Source organism: Pauljensenia sp. C0254C2, assembly GCF_056583835.1.
The window spans coordinates 1-19,007 of record NZ_JBWPJO010000008.1 but is presented as its reverse complement, the minus strand read 5'-3'; the positions used below and the strand labels follow the sequence as shown (position 1 = coordinate 19,007).

General features: G+C 57.8%; 19 protein-coding genes. 14 read left to right on the top strand and 5 right to left on the bottom strand.

Features of this window, described 5'->3' with window-relative positions:
• The first annotated feature begins 505 nt into the window (after nucleotides 1-505).
• The 4 genes from ahpC to AC1DA5_RS07220 all read left to right on the top strand — a co-directional run bounded on the left by ahpC (nucleotide 506) and on the right by AC1DA5_RS07220 (nucleotide 4,494).
• Entirely contained in the window at nucleotides 506-1,069 is a 564-nt protein-coding gene (gene ahpC, locus AC1DA5_RS07235; RefSeq protein ID WP_058237799.1) for an alkyl hydroperoxide reductase subunit C, read from the top strand.
• Nucleotides 1,070-1,208: 139 nt separating this feature from the next.
• Nucleotides 1,209-2,798, top strand: coding sequence for an alkyl hydroperoxide reductase subunit F (gene ahpF / locus AC1DA5_RS07230; RefSeq protein WP_058237800.1), 1,590 nt, complete (start codon nucleotides 1,209-1,211; stop codon nucleotides 2,796-2,798).
• Between the two features lie 134 nt (nucleotides 2,799-2,932).
• Nucleotides 2,933-3,850 carry a LysR substrate-binding domain-containing protein gene (locus tag AC1DA5_RS07225; RefSeq protein WP_480289718.1) on the top strand — a complete coding sequence of 306 codons (918 nt, stop codon included), beginning with the start codon at nucleotides 2,933-2,935 and terminating at the stop codon, nucleotides 3,848-3,850.
• Nucleotides 3,847-4,494: an endonuclease III domain-containing protein gene (locus tag AC1DA5_RS07220; RefSeq protein WP_480289716.1), complete on the top strand. Its 648-nt coding sequence runs from the start codon at nucleotides 3,847-3,849 to the stop codon at nucleotides 4,492-4,494. Before AC1DA5_RS07225 ends, AC1DA5_RS07220 begins: the two co-directional genes overlap by 4 nt.
• Here AC1DA5_RS07220 and AC1DA5_RS07215 read toward each other — a convergent pair.
• On the bottom strand, nucleotides 4,409-4,894 hold the full coding sequence (locus tag AC1DA5_RS07215) for a hypothetical protein (RefSeq protein ID WP_480289714.1): 486 nt from the start codon (nucleotides 4,892-4,894) through the stop codon (nucleotides 4,409-4,411). The two genes, AC1DA5_RS07220 and AC1DA5_RS07215, sit on opposite strands and share 86 nt — an antisense overlap.
• Entirely contained in the window at nucleotides 4,872-5,132 is a 261-nt protein-coding gene (locus tag AC1DA5_RS07210) for a hypothetical protein (RefSeq protein ID WP_058237802.1), read from the bottom strand. The genes AC1DA5_RS07215 and AC1DA5_RS07210 overlap by 23 nt, the downstream gene beginning before the upstream one ends.
• A gap of 273 nt (nucleotides 5,133-5,405) precedes the next feature.
• Between AC1DA5_RS07210 and AC1DA5_RS07205 the strand changes: the two genes are divergently transcribed.
• The 8 genes from AC1DA5_RS07205 (at nucleotide 5,406) to AC1DA5_RS07170 (ending at nucleotide 16,410) form a co-directional block, all read left to right on the top strand.
• Nucleotides 5,406-7,769: an ROK family protein gene (locus AC1DA5_RS07205; RefSeq protein WP_350309984.1), complete on the top strand. Its 2,364-nt coding sequence runs from the start codon at nucleotides 5,406-5,408 to the stop codon at nucleotides 7,767-7,769.
• Between the two features lie 103 nt (nucleotides 7,770-7,872).
• Nucleotides 7,873-8,943 (top strand): ABC transporter permease, encoded by a 1,071-nt coding sequence (locus AC1DA5_RS07200; protein WP_480289712.1) that lies wholly within the window; start codon nucleotides 7,873-7,875, stop codon nucleotides 8,941-8,943.
• Nucleotides 8,943-9,890, top strand: a complete 948-nt coding sequence (locus AC1DA5_RS07195) for an ABC transporter permease (RefSeq protein WP_074026244.1) — start codon at nucleotides 8,943-8,945, stop codon at nucleotides 9,888-9,890. Before AC1DA5_RS07200 ends, AC1DA5_RS07195 begins: the two co-directional genes overlap by 1 nt.
• Nucleotides 9,887-10,897 carry an ABC transporter ATP-binding protein gene (locus AC1DA5_RS07190; protein WP_480289710.1) on the top strand — a complete coding sequence of 337 codons (1,011 nt, stop codon included), beginning with the start codon at nucleotides 9,887-9,889 and terminating at the stop codon, nucleotides 10,895-10,897. The genes AC1DA5_RS07195 and AC1DA5_RS07190 overlap by 4 nt, the downstream gene beginning before the upstream one ends.
• Nucleotides 10,884-11,717, top strand: a complete 834-nt coding sequence (locus AC1DA5_RS07185) for an ABC transporter ATP-binding protein (RefSeq protein ID WP_285016033.1) — start codon at nucleotides 10,884-10,886, stop codon at nucleotides 11,715-11,717. Before AC1DA5_RS07190 ends, AC1DA5_RS07185 begins: the two co-directional genes overlap by 14 nt.
• Nucleotides 11,718-11,751: 34 nt before the next feature.
• The gene (locus tag AC1DA5_RS07180; RefSeq protein WP_092648223.1) at nucleotides 11,752-13,413 is read left to right on the top strand and encodes an ABC transporter substrate-binding protein; all 1,662 of its coding nucleotides are present in this window, start codon (nucleotides 11,752-11,754) and stop codon (nucleotides 13,411-13,413) included.
• Complete coding sequence (locus AC1DA5_RS07175) at nucleotides 13,410-15,251, top strand: glycoside hydrolase family 35 protein (RefSeq protein WP_480289709.1); 1,842 nt, start codon at nucleotides 13,410-13,412, stop codon at nucleotides 15,249-15,251. The genes AC1DA5_RS07180 and AC1DA5_RS07175 overlap by 4 nt, the downstream gene beginning before the upstream one ends.
• Nucleotides 15,252-15,354: 103 nt before the next feature.
• Entirely contained in the window at nucleotides 15,355-16,410 is a 1,056-nt protein-coding gene (locus AC1DA5_RS07170; protein ID WP_092649047.1) for a S66 family peptidase, read from the top strand.
• A gap of 111 nt (nucleotides 16,411-16,521) precedes the next feature.
• Here the strand turns inward: AC1DA5_RS07170 and AC1DA5_RS07165 are convergent, their stop codons facing one another.
• The 3 genes from AC1DA5_RS07165 to AC1DA5_RS07155 all read right to left on the bottom strand — a co-directional run bounded on the left by AC1DA5_RS07165 (nucleotide 16,522) and on the right by AC1DA5_RS07155 (nucleotide 17,824).
• Entirely contained in the window at nucleotides 16,522-16,668 is a 147-nt protein-coding gene (locus tag AC1DA5_RS07165) for a hypothetical protein (RefSeq protein WP_480289707.1), read from the bottom strand.
• Nucleotides 16,669-16,958: 290 nt separating this feature from the next.
• On the bottom strand, nucleotides 16,959-17,390 hold the full coding sequence (locus AC1DA5_RS07160) for a hypothetical protein (protein WP_058237809.1): 432 nt from the start codon (nucleotides 17,388-17,390) through the stop codon (nucleotides 16,959-16,961).
• 251 nt (nucleotides 17,391-17,641) lie between these two features.
• On the bottom strand, nucleotides 17,642-17,824 hold the full coding sequence (locus AC1DA5_RS07155; protein WP_082628667.1) for a transposase: 183 nt from the start codon (nucleotides 17,822-17,824) through the stop codon (nucleotides 17,642-17,644).
• 101 nt (nucleotides 17,825-17,925) lie between these two features.
• Between AC1DA5_RS07155 and AC1DA5_RS07150 the strand changes: the two genes are divergently transcribed.
• Nucleotides 17,926-18,435 (top strand): hypothetical protein, encoded by a 510-nt coding sequence (locus AC1DA5_RS07150; RefSeq protein ID WP_058237810.1) that lies wholly within the window; start codon nucleotides 17,926-17,928, stop codon nucleotides 18,433-18,435.
• Nucleotides 18,436-18,447: 12 nt separating this feature from the next.
• Nucleotides 18,448-18,576: a hypothetical protein gene (locus AC1DA5_RS07145; RefSeq protein ID WP_257525666.1), complete on the top strand. Its 129-nt coding sequence runs from the start codon at nucleotides 18,448-18,450 to the stop codon at nucleotides 18,574-18,576.
• Nucleotides 18,577-19,007 lie beyond the last annotated feature (431 nt).

Below are 19,007 nucleotides of genomic sequence, written 5' to 3'. Positions count from 1 at the left end.
CGCTCAGCGTGCACAACCCCCTGGATCTAAACTTTCCAGCTGCACAATCCCCTAGATCTACGCTTCTTTTTGCACGAAGCCCTAGATCTAAGCCTCCCGTCTGCGTACTGTTTTCTGTTTTCGCTGGTCAGGACGCATGATGGAAATTTCGAGAGGCGTGGTGGGCTTTAGAACTAGGGGTATGTGCACAATTGGCGGAAGATCTAGGGGTATGTGCACGAAGATCCCGAAGATCTAGGGGAATGTGCGCAGACGCCTGCTTGTCTTATACGGACGTATCCATCCTGGCGGTGCATCGCGCCATTCCTGTACAGCGTTACGCTATCCCGTCGCTGCATTGCAGCTAATCAGACCTCCCGCACTAGCGGTCGTACACCATGTGATAGAGGAAATCTATTGAAGTGGTAAGTTGCATTGGTTTGGTCTATACTGAGAGTGTTGTGAGAAACCGTTCGACATGCTCGTCATGTGCGTGAGCGGTTGGCGAAACTCGGATAGGAGAACCATGAACTTGATGAACACCCAGATCCGCCCCTTCAAGGCCACAGCGTTCAAAGAGGGCGAATTCGTTGAACTGACCGAACAGGATGTCCTCGGCAAATGGGCCATTTTCTTCTTCTACCCAGCTGACTTTTCCTTCGTGTGTCCGACCGAGCTGGGCGACCTGGCGGACTACTACGACGAGCTGCAGAAACTGGGCGTTGAGGTCTATTCCGTGTCCACCGACACGCACTTCACGCACAAGGCATGGCACGAAGCATCCGACACAATCGCCAAGATCAAGTACTACATGATCGGTGATCCGTCAGGTGAACTGACCAACAACTTCGAGAACATGCGCGAAGGCGTCGGCCTGGCTGACCGCGCCACCTTCCTCATCGATCCAGACGGCGTTATCCAGTTCTTCGAGGTCTCCTCGGAGGGAATCGGCCGCAACGCAGCCGAACTGATCCGCAAGGTCAAGGCAGCTCAGTATGTCGCCGCGCATCCGGGCGAAGTGTGCCCCGCGAAGTGGGAAGAAGGCGAAGAGACGCTGGCTCCGTCCCTGGACCTCGTCGGCAAGATCTGACCCGCATCACTGAACGTCACGCCATCCCGCACACGTAAGTTCTCGCCGCACGTGAGAACGCGTCGGTGCGGGATTGGCGCATCACGAGGGCGACACCTGCCCTCCCGCGTCCGCAATTTTGTGAAAGGCACGTAACGCCATGCCAGTTTTGAATGACCAGCTTTCCGCCCAACTGTCGCAGCTGCTGACCAAAGTAGTAGCGCCGATTGAACTCGCTGCAAGCCTGGATAACTCCGATCTGTCGGCGCAGGTACGGGAGCTGCTGGAGGAAATAGCTGCCAAGAGTGAGAACATTACCCTCACCGACGAGGCAAACCCTCGCACACCATCCTTCGCCGTTCGCCGCATCGGTACGGATGTCGAGGTGAGGTTCGCGGGACTGCCACTGGGTCACGAATTCTCCTCACTTGTCCTGGCGCTTCTGCAGGTCGGCGGTCACCCCGCCAAGATCTCCGACGAGCAACGCCAGGCCATTCAGCGCATCAAAGGCCCGCGCGAGTTCGTGACCTACATGTCGCTCACGTGCCAAAACTGCCCGGAAGTCGTGCAGGCACTGAACACGATCTCCATCATCAATCCCTCGATTCGCCACACCGCAGTTGAAGGCGGCGCTTTCCAAAGCGAGGTCGAAAACCACGGAATCATGAGTGTGCCCGTCACATTCGAGGGCGACGAGATGTTTTCCTCCGGTCGCACGACACTCGACGACTTCGTTTCCATGCTGGACGAGGGCGGCGCCCAGGCCGCGGTTGACCAGATGAATCAGGAAGAACCCTACGACGTGGTGATTGTCGGCGGAGGGCCGGCCGCCTCGTCAGCTGCCATCTACACCGCTCGCAAGGGTATCCGCACCGCAATGGTGATGGATCACCGCGGTGGTCAGGTGGTGGAAACCGAGAGTATTGAAAACGCCATCTCTCAGGTGCACACAACAGGTTCTCAGCTGGCTGCCGATCTGACTGAACACATCAACCAGTACGACATCGATGTGTACGTGCCGCAGTGGGCGGATCGCCTTGAAATCGCTGCGGTCAGTGCTGACGACAACTCGCGAGACTATCCGCTGCATACCGTGGTGACACGTTCAGGCGGGCACCTGCGCGCCAGGAGCGTCATCGTGGCCAGCGGTGCGACGTGGCGAACTCTGGGTGTACCCGGCGAAGAGGAATACCGCAATAAGGGCGTGTCCTTCTGCCCGCACTGCGATGGTCCACTGTTCAAGAACAAGGACGTCGTTGTGATCGGCGGCGGAAACTCCGGTATCGAAGCGGCTATCGACCTGGCCGGCGTCGCGCGCCACGTCACCGTAGTCGAATTCCTGGATCAGCTCAAAGCTGACCGAGTGCTACTGGATGCGATGGACGCCCTCGACAATGTTGATGTCATTGTCGGAGCACGCTCCACTGAAGTGATCGGTGACGGTCAGAAAGTGACTGCCCTGGCATATGAAGATCGTGCAAGCGGCGAGACGCGCTCGGTCGACACGGACGGCATTTTTATCCAGATCGGCCTGGTTCCGAACACGCAGTGGCTTCCCGAAGAGGTGGAACTGAGCGACCGGCGTGAGGTTGTGACAGATCGCGAAGGAAAGACCAACGTGCTCGGGATTTTTGCTGCCGGTGACTGCACAGATGAACCATACAAGCAGATCGTGACGGCATTCGGCTCCGGCGCCACCGCCGCACTGAGTGCGTTCAACTACCTGATTCGCGCCCCGCACCACGACTAGGTCGCGACCAGGCGGCAGCGAAAAATGTGATCACGCTGAGCAGGAACTGAGCCAGGCGATTCGGGCTCGCCATGTTGGTGATGGGGATCCACCGCCTGCTCAGCGGATCACACATCAGGAAGGAGTGCGTCAAGGTGAGGAACGTTCGGGCCCTGGAGTATCTTGTCGCGTTGGATGAGGAGCGGAACTTCACGCGTGCTGCTCAGCGTGCTCACGTTTCGCAGCCGACGCTGTCAGCGCAGGTCAAGAAGCTGGAGGAGGAATTGGGAGCCCAGCTGGTTGAACGCGGAACGCAGCAGGTGCTGATCACCCCGGTTGGCCGTGACGTTGTCTACTATGCGCGTCGCATCCTCACTGACCTGGACCACATTGAGCAGGTCGGTCGCAGCGGATCGAATCCTCTGGCCGCCACCGTCGCCATCGGCGTATTCCCGACGATTGCACCCTACCTTTTGCCGCGCTTTGCGCCCGAACTTGGGAAAGCGTTGCCAGACCTGACCGCCCATTTCGTCGAGGAAAAATCTCTCGCACTCATGGACGCGCTTGCATCCGGCAGAATTGACGCGGCTGTTCTGGCGGATACGTCTGCGGAGTCGGGCCTGACCGTGGCGCACCTTTTTGACGAGGATTTCGTGCTGGCAACCTCGAGCACGTCAGCCCTAGGCGAGCAAACCACGCCCGTTGACTTGGGCGATTTGGCCGATCATGAGGTGATTCTGCTTGAAGAAGGACACTGCATGCGTCGCAGCACGGTCAGCATCTGCGAAAAAGTCGGTGCCCGCCAGTCAGCCTTCCGCGCCACGTCGCTCGAGACGCTGCGCTACATGGTCGCAGCCGGGAGCGGAGTGACGCTGCTGCCTCGGCTGGCGACGATCCCTCCGATCGCGCAACCCGACGGTCTGGTTCTTCGCGAGTTTTGCCCGCCGCGCCCCTACCGCTCCATCAACCTGGTATGGCGTCGATCCAGCCCGCTGGACGAGCTCAACGCCACCATTGCTGACCTGATCAGCTCACTGGTCGCACCTGTCTCTCATGCAACGGAGGAGCAGTGACATCGGCCGCTCCCTCGGCGCGAGCGCTTTTTGACGCGCTGTGCAGGCGCATTGACGCCGGTCAGTGGTGGCCGGCCGACACCCGCTTCGAGATCGTGGTGGGTGCCGTCCTGACGCAGAATGTGGCGTGGCGCAACGTGGAGTATTCTCTGGCAAATCTGCGCGAAGCCGGCCTGCTCGAAGCGCAGAAACTGGCGACCACTGCATCTGCCGACCTGCAGCGCCTGATCCGTCCCAGCGGCTTCATGCGCGCCAAGTCCGAAACCCTCATCCGTGCAGCACGCTGGTTCCTCGACGACGCGTCCCACACGCGGTTGCCGACCGACGAACTGCGCGCGAGCCTCATCGCCTTGAAGGGGATCGGCCCTGAAACCGCCGACGACATCGTGCTGTACGGCTATGAGCGTCCCGTATTCATCTGGGACCTGTATGCGCGCCGGTTCCTGAGCGCCGCCGGGTGGGCCGTGCCTCGCAGCTATGAAGCCGCGCGTCGCACTCTTCAGCCCCTCATTGACGAGGGTGACTTCACGACACCTGAACTGGCCCACTTTCATGGGCTCATTGTTGAAGCAGGCAAGAAGGCTCGATCCTGCGGCGGATGGGAGTCGTTCTATCCCACGCTTGAGGTGTCACAGCGCGGTTGAGGCAGCGCAGGGCATGCGTGCTGGTGCTCGAGCCGACGCGTGAGCCCTGCTGGTCAGTATCCAGGTAGGCCAGTGCCGCCACAATGTGCGCCTGCGTCATGACCTGCAATGTGGGCTGCGTGGCGGGCGCAAAGAACGGCGAGTGATGAGCTGCGAGCGGCTCATCGCTCGTGCTGGGATCCACGGTTCCCGTCACATTCCAGTACAGGTACGACGCATCCCAGGCGCCGGGAATGCGGGAGAAGTCCTCCGACGCTGTCACCGGATCGCCATCACCCACAACGCCGTCCTCAAAGAACGCGTCGAACGGTGTTCGGACGCGATCATGCGTGTCGCGGTCGTTGACGGTCAGAGGGAACTGGTCGTAGTACTCAGATTCAGGGGCGCGCGGGCAGCGCATCCATGTGTGCGCGTGCCAGCACGGGTTGCCCGTCACCGTTGGCAACGACGCTCACCACGCCGGTCGGGCCCACTCGGGTGGCATCAAGGCCCAGGGCGGTTACCTCGTCAATGATCGTCTGACTGGTGCGTTCTTCTTCCATCGACACTTCGGGATGGCGGTGAAGGTCAGCACGCAGGTCTTCTTGCCATTTGTGAATATCGGCGTACCGGCCGGCGATGTGCTGAACGTGAGACATATGTCCTCCTCTTTGCAGCTGGTGGCAGCGGCTCACATGCGCGGGACTCGTCGCCCGGATGCCTGCAAAGGCCTCTGAGTGCATTATCTGTCTGATCGCTGAGCGTTCCAACGTATCCGGGGCAGGTGCACGCTCGAGGCGTCGTGAGATTGACACGATGGGTCCCACGTTCTAATATTCACTTTTATTAGTGGCTTTCATAAGGGAGATGGGCGAACGTCCATCGCAATAATGCCCATGAAAGACGTGGCAATGAGGCAGTGAGGACGCAGTATGAGCACTCGGCGTAGTTCAGAGCGCGGAGACCGGCGTGCCCTGGACGTAATCAACGTGCTGCGTCAAGGCGGCGCCACCCATTCCCAGCTCGCTCAAGCCTGCAGCGTGACGCGACCGACCGTGACGCCGATCCTGGAAGGCCTGGCAGCACGCGGAATGATCGTTGAGCAAAGCAGCGTCGTTGACGGTGGCAGGCCGGCACGCGTATTCACTCTGGCGCCCCACGCAGGATTCGCTGTGGGCGTGGATCTGCTTCAACGGACAATGGCCATCAGCGCGATCTCCATGTCCGGCTCCATCATCCAATCGCGTGTAGCTCAGCTGAAGGCGCAAAGCGGGCAGGAACGCTACCGCGAGGTAGAGGCGCTCATCACCCGCTTCATTGAAAAGCTGCGGCCCCAATGGGGACCCGTTCACGCCTGCGTCGTCTCCACCACAGGTGTCATTGATGCCCAGGGCACGATTGTTCGTTCAGACCTGATCCCATCGTGGGCTGGTTTTCCATTCGGTGATGCCCTGCGCCGCGATCTGGAATGCCCGGTTCGAATCGAAAATGACATCAACGCTGCGGCAATGGGTGAATTTGTGACTCGCGTCAGCGACGGAAAACTTGCCGCCGATGACGACCTGCTGTTCGTGAACTGCCAGTTGGGCATCCACACGGGGCTGATCCTCAAAGGACAACTCCACCGAGGCTGCTCATTCAATGCCGGTGAAATCACAGACGTGGTGGACGCGCCCCTCGTGGAGGAATCCGTTGCCCGCAATCAGGTCGGCACCCAGGATTCACCGCAGGACAGAGCCTCCCTCGAACGTGCCTACGCCCAATGGGGCGAACGACTGGCCGGCATAATCGGACCGCTGGGGGTGGTGGTCGATCCGCGAACCATCGTCATTGCAGGCCTTCCCGCCAACTCCACGCAAGTCATGGCAGCAATCAAGAGGAAACTTGCCAGTCTGCGCCCTGAATCCGCACCTGATCTTCGAATCGAAGAATCTCCCTACGGCACGGCCTGCGCCTCAATTGGCGCCGTCGCATGGGCACTGCTGGACGCAGATCGCCACCTCTTCGGGGAAGGGTCCTCGCAGCTGCCCACGCTCCATCACCTTCACTCAATTCTGTCAGCTCAACTCAACAGGAGGCATACGACGTTGACGACTCAGCACACATCCAGTTCATCTGCGCCACTGAGAGTCGGCGTTGTGGGGATCGGGGCCCGCGCCCCTCTGGCTCTGGGAGCCGAAAATGCCAGTGTTCCGGCGCAGATCGTCGCAGCATGTGAACCGCATCCGCAGCGCCGCGAACGCGTCGAGAAACAGCTCAAGCGGGACCCGGACTCGATTGCCGTATGCGAAGCAGTCGACGAGCTCATTGAATGCGACGTTGACGTTGCATTTGTGACATCACCAGATGACACCCATGCCGACATCGCGTGTCAACTGCTCAAGGCAGGAATCGACGTGTACGTTGAAAAGCCGCTCGCCATCCACCTTGACGATGCCACACGCATCCTGGAGACGGCATATGAAACTGGATCGAAGCTGTACGTCGGTCACAATATGCGCCACATGAACGTCGTGCGCACCATGCGTGATCTGATCCGCGCGGGGCGAATCGGTGAAGTCAAGACGATCTGGTGCCGACACTTCGTGGGCGCAGGCGGCGACTTCTACTTCAAGGACTGGCACGCCACGCGTGAGCACGGCACGGGGCTGCTGCTGCAGAAAGCCGCACACGACATTGACGTGATGCACTGGCTGGCCGACTCTCACACGACAGACGTCGTCGCAATGGGCGACCTGATGGTATACGACAAGATCACCGACCGCGGCGATCATTCCAACGAGCTCATGCACGACTGGTATTCCCTCGACAATTGGCCGCCCATGACCCAAAAGGGCTTGAACGCCGTTATCGATGTCGAAGACGTGTCCATGATGCTGATGCGAATGGAATCTGGTGTCCTGGCCTCATACGAGCAATGCCACTTCTCGCCCGATTACTGGCGCAACTACACGGTGATCGGCACCGAAGGGCGTCTGGAAAACTTCGGTGACGGCGAGGGCGGGCACATCAGCTTGTGGAATAAGCGCACGATCTATAACCCTGATGGTGACGAGCAGTTCCCCATCATCGGTGATGAGAAGGGGCATGGAGACGCCGACAAGCTGATTGTTGACGAGTTCCTCCGATTCGTTGCCCACGACGCGGTGACCGACACATCGCCTTTGGGAGCATGGTACGCGGTGGCTGCCGGCATCCAGGCAACGAGTTCGTTGCGCGAGGGGAACGAGCCGCGCCACATCCCCGAACTTCCTGAACACCTTGTTGCTTATTTCAATCACAACCAGGTGAAATAACGGCTACTGAACTGAGCCGCGCTATTATCCCAAGATCGTATATAAGTAATACTCACAACTTGTAGCGTGAAGAATCGACTACGTAACCCAAGGGAGGGTGCCGATGTCTCGAGAAGGAGTCGCTTCCGTAGAAGAAGTTGCCGCTGCGGAAAAGACACGGCAACGACACAGTCCAACCGGGCTGGTCTATCTGCTCAAACGCCTGGGATTCTATGTCGTCACTGCTTTTGTGGCAGTCGTCTTGAACTTTGCCATTCCGCGCTTCATGCCCGGCGATCCGGTGGTCACGTTGACCCGCCAGATCGAACAACAAACGGGAACCAAGCTCAGTGCAGAACAGGTTCAGTCGATGTATTCCCTCTACGGCGATCCGCAGAAGAACATCGTGGAACAGTTCCTGACCTACATCTGGGACGTCCTGCACGGCGAATTCGGTATCTCCGTCATGCGATACCCGACCAGCGTGGGAGAACTCATCAGTGGTGCGTTGCCGTGGACCGTCCTGCTGGTAGGTGTGACAACTTTACTCGCCTGGCTCGTGGGAACTGCTCTGGGAGCCATCGTCGGCTGGAACCCGGGATCGCGCCTCGACAACATCCTCACTCCCGCTTCAACGTTGTTCTCATCATTCCCAGCATTCTGGGTATCGATGGTCGTGCTGTGGGTCTTTTCTTTCCAGTTGAACTGGTTCCCTGGTGCAGGTGGATATGACCCCGATGTTCCTTTCGACATCAATAACTTCTACTTCGTGATGAGCGTGCTGCGGTATGGCGCACTGCCCGCATTCACCCTCATCCTGATCGGTTTTGCCGGATGGCTTTTCTCGATGAGAAACATGATGGTGACCACGATTTCGGAAGACTACGTCACGCTGGCAAAAGCAAAGGGATTGCCCGAGCGAACCGTGCTGTTCCGCTACGCGGCGCGTAACGCGCTCCTGCCGAATATTACGAATCTGGCCATGGCAATGGGAGGCATCGTGGGTGGTGTCGTCCTCAGTGAAATCGTCTTCACCTACCCCGGGATCGGTTACCTGCTGCTGCAGTCGATCCTCGCGAAGGATTATCCAGTCATGCAGAACATCTTCCTCATGATTGTTTTTGCCGTCCTGATCGCTAACTTCGTTGCAGATTCCCTGTACGTGGTTCTCGATCCTCGAACGAGGGAGAACTGATGCTCAAGCAATTTCTCTCAAGCCGCAAAGTACAGGTCGGAATTTCTATCCTGATCTTCTTCCTGATCGTTGCGATCTTCGGTGAACTGTTCATTACCACAGTGATGAACCTGGACCCGGCAGCCGTCGACTACGAAAACATGGGGTCAGCGCCAAGCAGCGAACACCTTCTGGGCACGAACCTTGCCGGACAGGACGTATTTGCGCAGACGGTGAAAGGCGCGCGCGGATCGGTATTCGTCGGTTTGATTTCCGGTCTTCTGGCAACGGTGATCGCTGTCCTGGTCGGAACATGGTCGGGATACTCAGTCGGCCTGATCGACAAGGTGACGATGGCTTTCGTGAACGTGCTGATGACCCTCCCAAGCCTTGCACTGATGTTCATCATCGCCGGCTACATCAACAATGCCGGGATCGTCATGATCGCCCTGATTATCGGCTTCCTGGAGTGGCCCGGTGGTGCGCGAGTCATCCGTTCGCAAACGCTTTCTCTTCGCAACAGAGACTTCACTGCGGCTCTGCGTTCAATCGGAGAAAAGAGGTGGCGAATCGTCATGGTCGAAATCGTGCCTCACCTGGGCGGCATCATTTCGGCAATGTTCCTGCGTGCTCTGGTGGCTGGCATTTTCGCTGAATCCTCCCTCGCATTCCTAGGTATTGGAAATACAAACGGAATGTCCTGGGGTATGCAGATCGGGCAGGCACAACAGCAGGGCGCATTGCTGCGCGGCATGTGGTGGTGGTTCCTGCCACCAGGTATCTGTATCGCCCTGATCGGCTTTGCGACGGCAATGGTGAACTTCGGTCTGGATGAAATCACGAACCCCTCACTGAACGCACGATTGACGAGCATCACCCGTAAGTTCAACAGGAAACGTGACCGAGAGATTCGATCCAGCGATCAGCCCGTGATGTGGAGCGCAGATACAGGGACGGTGACCTCATGACAGAGCCAGTGAAACTGCTGGAAGTTGACAACCTGTGCGTCGACTATCTTGGTATTGACGCCGATGCGCGGGCGTGCAACGACGTCAGCTTCACGCTGCATCGAGGCGAGATCCTGGGCGTGGCTGGTGAATCAGCTTCCGGAAAATCGACGCTTCTGACAGCGATCATGAGGTTGCAAAAACCGCCCGCCGTTATCGCATCTGGCGCAATTCGCTACTATTCCCCAGACGGAAAGGTCATCGATCTGGCGCGTGCCAGTGAGGACCAGATCCGCCCCCTGAGGTGGGTTGATCTGTCAATCGTGATGCAGTCGGCGATGGCCTGCCTGAACCCGGTGATGCGTCTGGGCAAACAGTTCGATGACGTGCTGGCAGTCCATAATCCCAGGATGGATAAGAAGGCTCGCCAGGAACGCGCAGTGTCGCTGCTGGAAGATGTTGGCATTGGCCCTGACGCCATGACACGTTACCCGCATGAATTGTCCGGAGGGATGCGGCAGCGCTCACTGATTGCGCTGGCGCTGGCATGCGATCCAGAACTGATCGTGATGGATGAGCCGACCACTGCCGTCGATGTCGTCATGCAGCGCCAGATCCTCGACGAGATTCTGGCACTTCAGGAAAAGCTGGGATTCTCGGTCATTTTCGTGACGCACGACCTGTCGTTGCTCCTCGAGATCGCTGATCGCATCGCAATCATGTATGCCGGCAAGCTCATTGAAATTGCTGATGGCGAGGACCTGGCAGATGACCCGATCCACCCGTATTCGCGTGGTCTGCGGGATGCTTTCCCCTCGTTGACCCAGCCCAAGCGTAAGTTCCACGAGATTCCTGGCACCCCTCCCGACCTGTTGAATCTGCCACCAGGCTGCCCCTTTGCGCCGCGCTGTGAATTCAGAGAAGCGCGGTGCGAGGAAAAACCGCCCGCTCTGATTGAACTTGGCGGTAGGCGCTCAGTGGCCTGCCCCGTCATGGTGGAGAGGAGGAACGACCATGCCCGAAACTGAAGTGGTTCTCGCCGCTGAAGATGTGACCGTCACCTTTGAAGGCAAGGCGCAATCAGGTGGACGCAGCACTGTCACTGCCTGCGATCATGTCAGCCTCGAGCTGCACAAGGGTGAAGTGGTCGCCCTCGTCGGTGAATCGGGATCTGGAAAAACGACGCTGGCGCGTGCCCTTGCCCTCCTCGGTGACATCGATTCCGGGCAGATTTTGCTGCACGGCAAGACGGTGAACCTCAGCGGGCCGAACCGCATCAAGCCTATTGAGTACTACGGGCAGGTGCAGATGATCTTCCAGGACCCGTTTGCCTCGCTCAACAACCTGAAGACGGTGCGTCACATCATCGGCAGAGCGTTGAAACTGCATGGCCGCGCCACTAGTCGGCAGGAAGTTGAGCAGCGAACGTTGGAACTGCTGGAGACCGTGCATCTGACTCCTGCCTCAGAGTTCATCGACCGGTATCCCAGTTCCATGTCCGGTGGGCAGCGGCAACGCGTCTCCATCGCGCGGTCGTTGGCTGTGGAGCCGTCTGTGCTGCTGGCAGATGAACCCACGTCGATGCTGGACGTGTCGATACGAATCGGTGTGCTGAATCTGCTCGATGAGCTGCGTCATGAACGTGGCGTGTCCATCCTGTACATCACGCACGACATCGCCAGTGCGCGATACCTGTCTGACCGGATGGCCGTGATGTACCACGGGAAGCTGGTTGAAGTGGGCCAGACCGAACAGATTGTGCACGAACCTGAGCACGACTATACGCGGGTTCTGATTGGCGCTGCACCGGATCCGAGCAGGCGAGTCAAGAGAACGAAAAAACGATAAAAGAAATCCAACTACGTACCAGAAAGGTCACACAATGATGAGGAGATGGAGACGAGCACTGGCAGTCGGCCTGTTGTCAGCGGTGACGCTGACCGGCGTCGGGTGCTCCTTCGACAAGGGAGACGGGGCATCGTCGAGTGCCTCCGGAGACGCATCGAGCTCCGAGGTTAAGATTGCCGGCTGGGGCGGAACCACCTGGAGTCAGAACTTCAACCTGTTCTCCCCGACAGCAACTGCGGTTACGCCGGGCACAGCGTTCTTCTACGAGCCGTTGGTTCGTCTTGATCGCACCAAGGCCGGCGAGGTTCTTCCCTTCCTTGCTGAATCATGGGAATTCAATGAGGATGGAACAGAACTGACATTCACCCTGCGTAACGATGCGACGTGGAGCGACGGTGAACCATTCACCGCGAAGGATGTGGCGTTCACCTGGCAGCTCGTGATCGACGGAAAGACCAAGGCGTACTACCCATTCAAGGAAGTCAGCGCTATCGACGACACTCATGTGAAGGTCGTGTACGACGAACCGGCGTTCGCTGACCTGGTTTCATTCGCAAAGCGCCAGATCATTCCGGAGCACGTGTGGAAAGACGAGGATCCGGCTACCTTCACCAACCCTGAGCCGATCGGGACGGGTCCCCTCGTCCTTGATTCCTTCTCGCCTCAGCAGCTGACACTGAAGATGCGCGACGACTACTGGGGTGACACATCCACTGACGTCAAGACCGTGAAGATCATGGCTATGAGTGCTGACGCCGCCAAGGACGCCCTGAAGAAGGGGACAATTGACTACGGCACGGCCGGGTGGGAAAACGCTGATGAAGAATACGTCAGCAAGGACCCCGAGCACTTCAGCTATACCTTCTACCCGGTGGGCACCAGCGACGGAATCGTCTTCAACACGATGAAAGCACCGTACGACGATCCCGCAGTCAGGCGTGCGCTGCGCGATTCGATTGACCTGGAAGCTGCCGCGAAGGCTGTCAACGTTGGATACTCAGTGCCGACGAAGGCTGGTCTTGACCCCAGCGTGTACGGAGATATCCTCGCGAGTGGTCAGGAAGCAAAGCTGGATGTCGAAGCCGCCAAGAAAGATCTGGCTGACGCCGGATGGGAGGTTGTCGACGGCAATCTGGTGAAGGACGGACAGTCCTACACTCTGCAATATGATGTCTACCAGCCCTACACCGAATGGGTGCTGACGGCGCAGATCCTAGCTGACCAGTGGAAGCAGAACCTCGGCCTGACAGTGGGAATCAACCAGCTGGCTGACCAGCCATTTTCTCAGCTGGTCGAATCGGGCGACTACGGCATGATGTCCTCGAGCCCGACGCAGGGTCTGCAGATCACGGACATCGTTACGCACTTTGACTCGGCGCGCGTCGGAACGCCTGGAGAAAAGAATGACGGCAACGAGATGTTCTTCAAGAACGAGCGTCTCGATGAGATCGGCGTCAAGCTTGGAGAATTCCCACCGGGAAGCACGGATGATGCATTCAAGAAGCTGGCTGTCGAAGCACAGGAGATCCTGGTTGAGGAGGCCCCGTTCATCGCCACAGCAACTGCCGGCTGGAAAGCCGAGCTCAACTCGATGAGGTGGACAGGCTGGCCTGTTCAGGGAGAAACTACCTGGGTACCGAATAACACCTTGCCGGCAGATGCTATTCTCACTATTTTGAATCTGAAATCATCATGACGCGACCAACACTGGAAGTACGGGGCGCGCAGTTCCTGCTTGGCAATGAACCGCATCTCATCATTTCCGGTGCACTGCATTATTTCCGAGTGCACCCGGATTTGTGGGAAGACCGTCTCAAACGGCTGGCCCTGATGGGCTGCAATACCGTCGAGACATATGTGGCGTGGAACTTTCACGCCCCGGCTTCCGGGGTTGTGTCATTTGAAGGTGGCAGAGACCTCGGCCGCTTCCTCGACATTGCGGCGGAGCTTGGCCTGGACGCAATTGTGCGACCAGGGCCTTACATTTGTGCCGAATGGGAAAACGGCGGTCTGCCGTCGTGGTTGACGCACGACAAATCCCTGCGGCTGCGCTGCCGCGATGAGAAGTTCCTGTCGGAAGTGTCCCGCTGGTTCGATCAGCTCATCCCGATTGTGGCGCAGCGCCAATCCAACAGGGGTGGCAACGTCGTCGCCGTCCAGGTGGAAAACGAATATGGTTCATGGGGGGATGACGCGCAATACCTCGCGATTATGCGAGATATGGTCACCGACCGTGGGATCGATGAACTCTTGGTGACAAGCGACGGCGGTGCTTCCCTGTGGCTATCTGCCGGAACCGTGGAGGGCGCGTATCCGACCGGTAACTTCGGGTCGCGAGCTGAACAGGTCCTCCCCGTGCTGTCTCAGTGGACAGACGGCGGGCCGGGGATGTGCATGGAGTTCTGGAACGGGTGGTTTGACCATTGGGGAGAACCCCACCACGACAGAGACGCCCAGGACTGTGCGAACGAACTTGATTTCATGCTCTCGCACGGCATGAGTGTCAATTTCTATATGGCGCACGGAGGCACCAACTTTGGCCTGTGGGCCGGTGCGAACCAGGCGGAGGACTACCAGCCGACCACGACCAGCTACGACTACGACGCTCCCATTGCTGAAGACGGAAGGCTCACGGCAAAATTCCACGCCTACCGACAGACGATCGCACGCTACCGGGATCTTCCCGATTACGAGGCAGAACGCGAACGCCTGGGGATCACGGAAAATCCCACAATGCAGCCGCGCCTGGATCTGCAGCTCGAGCATTCCCACAACCTGCGCACACTGCCCTTGTGGCACAGTGAAGGTGAAGGCTGGCCGTGGGTTCCCACCTTTGAAGAAGCGGGAATCGACCTGGGATTCCAACTGCTCAAACGCGAGATCACGGTCTTCCCCTGGTCTGACGGCGCCATTGTGCCGCTTCGGTTCATGGAGCTGCACGACAGGGCCTACGTGTGGGGTAATGGGGTCTTCCTGGGAGTTGCTGATCGCAACGATCCTGACCAGGAAATATCGCTGGAGCCTGCGCTGGGCGATGTTGCGGAGAGGCAATCGCTCGAGGGGACAACGGTTGAGCTGGAAATACTCGTCGAGAACCTGGGGCGTGTGAACTTTGGCCCCCACCTGGGCGATCCTAAGGGAGTCGTTCGAGGAATCTGGTACGGGGTGCGTTTCCTGAACAATTGGCAGGTTGTCTCGCTTTCGCCAGAATCGCTCCTTGCCGCATGCGAGGAAGCGAACGGGGCGAATTCTGAGCACAGCGCTTCGGCCGGGTTGCCAGTTCTTGCCTCGGCGGCATTTGACGTCGAGGACGAGGCGGACGCCTACCTGGACGTATCGCAATGCGGTCACGGCATCGCCTGGATTGATGACTTCTGCCTGGGGCGTTTCTGGAATATCGGGCCACAGCACGCACTGTACGTCCCGTCGCCGCTGCTCAAACCCGGCAGACATCGGATCACCGTGCTGGATCTGGAATGTGAGCACCCCTCGGTCTCACTTATCGACCATCCGCTGTTCACCACGGAGGACTAGAAGCACTGGAACCTTTGGTGCGGACACATCTCAGGCCCTGGCTCGGCGCAGCCAGGGCCTGAGTGCATGGAGAGGTGCCCGCGGTGGCTCTACGATGGCAACCATGGCACACCAGATTTCGGCACCTGTTCCTGCAGAGCCTGGCGACAAAGTGGCACTGCTGTCACCTGCGTGGGCGGCACCGGCTTATTTCCCGGAGGTTCACCGCCAGGCGGTCTCGCGCATGGAAGAGCTGCTGAATGTGGAAGTGGTTGAATACCCCACCACGGCGGCAATGAATGCGTCACCAGCTGATCGCGCTAGGGACTTCAATGCCGCACTTGCTGATCCGCAGATCCGCGCCATTTTCACCACCGTGGGCGGCGACGATCAGATCCGGATCACCCGGTTCCTTGACCCTGTTCTGGCCCGACGTGACCCAAAACCGGTGTTCGGATACAGTGACAACACAAATATCCTGAACTGGTTGTGGCGCAACGAAATCGCGTCATATCACGGTGGCGCCTCCATGGTGCATTTCGGAAGTGGCCCTGGTGTGGATAGCGAGCACCTGGCAACGGTGCGTGCAGCGCTTTTTGGTCAGGAAGACCTGCCCTTGCCCATGCCTGAAGACAGTGAGGACTACGGGTGGGACTGGTCGACGCCACAGGCACTGACTGAGCCTGTCCGACGAGAAAGCGCAATTCCCCTCGAGTTTATCGGCCCTGACGCACTTGTACGAGGGCGCACCTGGGGCGGCTGCATGGAAGTGATCGATCAGCTGGCGCTCGCGGACCGTCTGCCGGCGGCGCGTGAACTCGAAGGTGCGATTCTTCTGCTGGAGACATCCGAAATGCTGCCACCGCCGGATTACGTGGGACGCTGGGTGCGCGCGATGGGGGAGCGTGGGTATCTGGACGCCGCCGCAGGTCTGGTGTTCGCCCGTCCTGTGGTGCGTAATCGGGAGATGCCCGACGAGCCGGAAGCTGTGGTCACGGCTCGCCGCGAGGCCTACACCGAGTACCTTCTGTCCAACATCGTTGACTACACGCGCGACCTGCTGGTGTGTATCGGGTTGCCGTTTGGCCATACGCGACCGCAACTTGTCCTGCCCTATGGTGGTGAAATCACGCTTGACCCGTCAGCGGGCGCGGTGATTGCACATTTCGCATCCGTGTGAGTCGCCCTCGTCAAAATGCAGGTTGATGCCGCAGTCGATAGTCAGGGGAGTCACCACGTTAAGTGTTGGATTGGCGGGTTCGCCGGTGATCTGCTGAATGATGTCGCAGAGCTACTCGGCGCTGTGCACCCCTGAGTTCAGCTGCTGACACAGAAGCCGGGTCTGGACTGCGCGGGCATGCATGAACTCCGTGGCTTCACTTCCGGGTGTGAGTGCCTGGCCAGCAGCCATCATTTTCAGGAATTCTGCTCGATTCATGTGGCTCCTCATCAAATTCCTACACCTGAAGTGATCCCGTATGCCATTGGGGTAACTATTCACAGCTGTTAGAACGAAAGAGGTTGAAAAGGTCTTCCTCGTTTCCGTCAGTTTCGTAGATTTCGATTTTTCGGTCAACGAGACGGAGATTACGGTTTAGAGGTTACCCTCGTTTAGTGGACACCCAAGTAGTACGGATGATGTGTCCGTAAGAGAGGATGTTCATTGTGAGTCAACAACGCAGGAAATAGTTGAAATCACGAGGGTGCTTCGTAAATACTTCCAAAGCGCTATGCCTCGGTTTCAATATGCGACGACGTTGCAGCGGTTGGTTTGTCCAGACCCGCTTTCGAACCGAGGTCAATACCGAGTTTCTCCTCAACCTTCTGCATAGAGTCCTCGCCTCCCTTCTTCGAAGCGAGCTTATACATCATGCCCAAAGTCGCCTTCTGGGAATCATTCAAAGCATCCGTCAGGCCCTCCAGACGATCCGCATACTTCGCAAAAACATCCTTCGGATCACTCGACACCTTCGACACACCACCCACAGCCCCAGGAATCCCAGACACACCACTCGAAGGCTGCTTAGCCTCATCAAGAATTCCCTGCCATTGAGCCTTGCCAGCCTCGTGAAAAGCAATGTAGCGTTGCGCCGCCGCGGATTGCATCCCTTTCTCAGCCACCGAACCGCTCGCACGGCTCGGAGAATACGCAAAAATCAACCGTTGTTCTTCCTTGTAATAGTTGCTGATTGCCAGCCCATTTGTAGTATCCGGACCGAGACACCCTCAACAGGCGTGCCATACGCTTGAAACTTTAATTCGCCTTCTCCTGCCACATTAGTTCGAACTTTTTCGTTCGCGTTGCTTCGCAGCGAAGAAGGGTATCGCTTTTGGCAAAAACTCGTTGTCCATCCTGGCCTCTGCCAACTCACGACGCAGACGAGCATTCTCAGCCCGAAGATCCGCCCCGCTCATCCCATCGCAGGCACCTCGGCACTCCCTCTCATTTTGACCCACTTGCCCAAAAGCCCAGGAGCGACACCAATTTCCCTCGCCACATGAGCAATCGGGCGCTGGGACTCAATCACTAGATACGCGGCCTCGCGCCGGTACTCCGGTGTAACCCCCTTACGTTGCTGACTCACAATGAACATCCTCTCCTACGGACACAACATCCGTACCAATTGGGTGTCCACTAAACCAGTGGTAACACTCACGTAGTGGTGTATTGTCGGTGTTGATAGAAAGGGGTGTAATGAAGCACAAAGCGATTTGGGCCATGTTTGCGGTCTGTGCAGTTTCTCTGGCCGGTTGCGCCGGTGGTGGAGAGGCAGCGCCGGAAGTACCCGACGGCTGGATGACTGACACAGTTGCTGGCAAGGTTGAGTTTGCCTATCCAAAGGATTATGACAATACGGAAGGAGAATTCTTTAACTGGAGCAATATCCACGCTTCAAAAAACCTGTATAACTATGTGGTCGGTAATCAGGATCCTAACGTAACTGAGATTCCACAGGCAGAAGGTACGTTCGTTTCCCAAGCGACCGGGTTTGAGTACAACCTACAGCCAGGTCGGGTGGAAAACATCAAAATGCAGGGACATGACGTGCGTACCCTGGACTTCACGATTAGTGATCAAAACCTGACGAGCCGTGCCTGGTTTATAAAGATTGACGACAATACGGTGGTTTCCATTGCTGCCATGTTCGAAAAAGAGAACCAGGCAAATCTGGATAAAGTCGCTAAATCTATCAAGATCCTTTAGATAGGAAAGTCCATGAATCGGATATCGAAACGACTGAAAAGCGAGGATGGCGCGGTTGCCTCGTTGGGGACGGTGGCTATGCAGATTACGCTGAAAGACACGGTTCCCAATACCGCCGTATCGAAGCTCTCGCAGAAGTAGACGGCCAGCTACGCTCACTGGACCTCAAACGCGAACATATACGCCAAGCCATCCGCCAAGCTGGGGAAGCTATAATGCTCTACGCCTCGGATCTCGCGCATGATTACCAGTAGAAAATAGAAAAAGGATCTAAGAAGTCTGTTCACTATACAAACCTTTTAGCGCCAGCAACACTTTTTAGCGGCTACTCCCAGGCACGCACCCACTAGCTGAAATCAGCCTCAGGCGCATCACCTCGGCGACCCCCGCAGACGCATATAGACAAGCGAGTAAAATCCACAAACCTGCGCTGACAAGCCAAACCGCCCCTCCGCGCAACACAAAAATAGGACGCTCACTTTGTATCAAAATGAAGGGTTACCGGACAATTTGTGTGTCTATTGGTGGCGTGTCGTGTTGTTTTAGGGTTTGTATTTGCCTGCCCAGGCTTT